This is a genomic window from Magnetovibrio blakemorei (assembly GCF_001746755.1).
Classification (GTDB): domain Bacteria; phylum Pseudomonadota; class Alphaproteobacteria; order Rhodospirillales; family Magnetovibrionaceae; genus Magnetovibrio; species Magnetovibrio blakemorei.
Window position 1 is genome coordinate 1 of record NZ_MCGG01000085.1, and the last position, 3,966, is coordinate 3,966.

Sequence of the window (3,966 nt, forward strand, 5' to 3'; positions counted from 1 at the left end):
TTATAAGCATAAGCAACCTCCTGTGCATAAAACGGACATTCCCTAGATGACGCCCCAATTTGGCTCTGATAGTAGCCAAATAGCCTTCATCTTGGAACCATGAATTGCGTTTGCCGCTGAGTTTCGCTAACAGCCTGTCGTATTTGATGGGCCTTCCCTGAGGTATAAGGCTTAATTTTCATATCTTCATGAAAGACATGTCCGATCCACGATTTTTTTAAGAAATGCTGCAATTTACTGATGTTTTGAAGGGTCGGGCTTTCTTTAATCTGGCTTGCAATTTGATGGATCTTCAACCCCATTTCTTCATGTTGCATCTTATGGCTAGCATATTCAGGGTATTCACAAGCTTTCATAACAACTTCTTCATGTTCAAAATGAATTAAGGTCAATATCACAAAGTCATCAATATGCTTTGACAGTTCTGGTGGATTTCCATCCAAAAAACTAATGCGATTTATTGATTCTGTAATCTCTTGATGTTCTTTATCAATGATATCGACACCAATCTTGAGGTTTTCAGCCCAAATTATTGCCTTTTGGTTGCTCGCCATAGGCAATTCAATCCAGAACGTTGTTCCAACACCAACTTCACTTTCAAAATCAATGCGTCCAGCCAAGCGATCAATCAACAGCTTAGATACCGTTAAGCCAATCCCGGTTCCTTCGCGGGCAATGGTTGGATCATCTCCAATGCGATGAAACATTTGAAAAACATTCCCACGATTATCATCGGAAATACCAAGCCCCGTATCTTTGATTGATATGTGTATAAAGCCTTCATCAGTCTCATAACCTGATACGATCACTGTACCATTCGTCCGGTTGTATTTTATCGCGTTAGATAACAGATTGATGATAATTTGTTTAAAACGTTTTTTATCTGTACGGATTATCATCTCATCTTGATCACTGAAATGATCGTGGATTTTGATTTTGTCTTCTAGTCCAGTTAGTGAAAGCAAATTGATGCATTCACTCACGACCTTGTTTGCAGATACTTCCTCTAATGTGACTGTTTCTTGATTTGCCTCAATTTTTGCAAGGTCTAGCACTTCGTTCACAAGGGAAAGAAGATGACTACCACCCTCAATTATTGCCTCGACGTGTTCATTTTGCACTTTTTCAAGTGGGTGCTCAGGATCGTATTGGAGCAATTGACTGAACCCCAAAACTGCGTTCAACGGAGTTCGGAGTTCATGACTCATTGAGGCCAAAAACTCAGACTTCGCTTTGTTTGCTGTTTCAGCATGATCTCTGGCAAGTTGTAGATCATGTTGGATATTCTTTTGAGTTGTCAAATCGGAGATAAAAGCATATGCGAAAATGGCATGTCCGTCTGAGTCACGAAATGTACAGGCATTGAAAAATGCCGGCACGTTGAAACCGTCTTTATGACGCAAGGCAACTTCGTACTGACGGTAATCAGTATTTGAGATTTTCTCTGCATGAGCAGCTAAAACTTTTGCATTTTCTTCATCACAAAAAACCATTGATTGTTTGCCGAGCATTTCATGATTTTCATATCCGAGCATTCTACACAAAGCATTATTCGCCTCAATAACCTGAAGACTGGACGGATCAATTGCCCAATAACCTTCTGTGGTACTCTCGATGATATGGCGGAATTTATGCTCGCTGGCAGCTAGAATTTCGTGTTCTCTTTCCAACTCTTGGCGCGAAGACCGAATGGCTTCTATCATTGTATTAATAGAATTCTCCAGCTCCTCAATCTCACGAGGAGCCTTAACAGCAACATTTTCTATGGGAATGCCTGCATCATCAGTTTTCTCAAGTGATGATTGAACGAGGTAAACTGGCTTCAATACGACTTGGCGCAGTAAAGTAATCAAAATGAGAATTAACATCGCGGAAATCAAAATCGTATCGACGACATGTGTGTAAACCATGCTCTCAAGTGACTTCTGAATTTCACGGTCTGAGTTGAAAATGGTCAACACACCGAGGCTTTCGCCCATACTTGATGTGATCTCGGAAGATTTTTCAAAGAAACTATTGGCTAAAATCTGATTGTGCTGAGGGCTTTCTGGATTAAAACTGACAATATTCCAATTTTCATCATGCATATACCCCGTTACGAACCGATCAACACCAAGAATGGAACCCATATTCCTGTCTTTGACCAGAATTGCGAGGTACCCACCATTCTCGACCTCTGTCTTCAGCAGGTTCTCATATTCATGAACCGAATAGGATTCCACTAAATCCACAATATTCTGCGTTAATGAGTTAAGCGTTTCTTTGGTTTGAATTTTGGCATCGGAAATGGTGCGATCACGCTCATCCGCATACATCAAATACCCATGCCCCGTCATAATGGTCAACACTGTGAGCGTTATGATGAGTGTTAAAGCAGCATAAATGGAGTATTTCATTGACGTTACCAGTTTAGTCAATAAGACCGAGGACGTTACGACGAATTGTCGGCAGGCTTGCTTGTATCGTCAATTTGGATATAGCCAAAACAGTTAGCTTGTGCTCTTTTGGAACTTGATTGCCATTGAAGTGGTCATCAAGGGCTTCGACGGCTTTTTCCCCCATGAGAAAAGGCTGTTGCATGCCTGCGCCTACGAGCTGCCCATCTGGAATCATGTCCAAAAATTCAGGTTCTGCGTCAAAGCAGATCAAAAGCACTTCACCTTCTTTACCTGCATCCTTGATGGCATCCAATGCACCTTGGTAGCGATCAGAGCCTTGCAGCCAAAGTGCCCTCAAATCAAGGTTTGTGTTGATGAGGTCAGCAGCATAATCATACGTCTCCTGATATGAAAATGTGACTTGTTGGCGCATGCCTGCACCTTTAATTCCTGCCTCATTTAAAGCTCTCATAAACCCATTCGTGCGTGCTTTACCATTTGCGCGTTTTTGGGGGATGGCAATGATTCCAACCCTTCCCTCTTCCCAACCTCGGTCAATCATTTCATGAACCAAGATTCGTCCTAATCCGTAAGAACCAGCCTCATTATCAGATGATATATAAGTCAAATACTCACCGCCATCTGTGCCAATGTCAGAAATCGCAACAGGAACACCTGCAGCTTTGGCAAGTTTTAGAATTGTAACGGTGGCAGAAGAATTGGTTGGGGAGATGACAAGCCCGTCAACACCGCTTTTGAGAACCTCAGCGACATGTTCCAATTCGCGCTTGGCATCGTTATCAGCACTGTAAACCGAGACCCCATAACTTAAGGCTTCTGCCTTAGACTTCACGCCCCGCCACATAATATCCCAAAATGGAATGCGCAAGTCAGAGACAATATATGCAATTTTTTTAGGTGGAGAATTTTGAGCATCAGTATCGGAAGCTAAAACTGCCGTAGAGTGCACAGCAAAGAGAATGCACACCGCTAAAAAGACGTGTCTAAACATGACCCTCTCCTAGACTTAGGGCTTTATCCATCTGGCACCAAACATTAACACTAAAATCAGCCAGTTTAAAATGGCAATTTGTCACACTATAAAATGGTCATCATCAAAATTGTTAGGTTCTGATCAACATCTTGATTCTTGTTCTGTTTTTGATGTTTTCCCCGCCATCTTTCGTCGTTTTTTGAGACAACAGATTTACCGTTGGTAAAATTTTTGAATGTCCGGGTTGGTTAATCCCGGAAGTTAACAGTTTACACTGAAACTGGCTGCCTTCAAAGGTAAAGCAGACGTGTTTTTTCAATGTTTTCCAGTCCGATACGCCTAAATACTCTCAAACGAGGGAACAACCACATGCGCTATCAAGAAATCATCACCGAAATCATCTCAACACCAATTTTATCCACCATCAGCTACGATGCCAAGAACAACCGCTTGGATATTGATGATGGAGTTGTGCGGCCACGGCTGGGCCTTAAACACGTCCATCGCATGAAGCTGCTTCGTCGGCGATATCTTAAACAGCAAGCGGAACTGCGGGCGTTACGTGGACTGATGTATGGCGGAAGTTTGTCTGTT

General features: G+C 42.3%; 3 protein-coding genes. 1 reads left to right on the forward strand and 2 read right to left on the reverse strand.

Annotation, left to right across the window (positions count from 1 at the left end; translation table 11 throughout):
- Positions 1-86: 86 nt before the first annotated feature.
- Positions 87-2,396 carry an ATP-binding protein gene (locus BEN30_RS17365; protein WP_069959567.1) on the reverse strand — a complete coding sequence of 770 codons (2,310 nt, stop codon included), beginning with the start codon at positions 2,394-2,396 and terminating at the stop codon, positions 87-89.
- A gap of 13 nt (positions 2,397-2,409) precedes the next feature.
- Positions 2,410-3,390: a substrate-binding domain-containing protein gene (locus tag BEN30_RS17370; RefSeq protein ID WP_069959568.1), complete on the reverse strand. Its 981-nt coding sequence runs from the start codon at positions 3,388-3,390 to the stop codon at positions 2,410-2,412.
- 351 nt (positions 3,391-3,741) lie between these two features.
- On the opposite strand from BEN30_RS17370, the gene BEN30_RS17375 reads away from it, so the two are divergent.
- Positions 3,742-3,966: hypothetical protein (locus BEN30_RS17375; protein WP_139135117.1), on the forward strand; the 225-nt coding region annotated here is incomplete at its 3' end.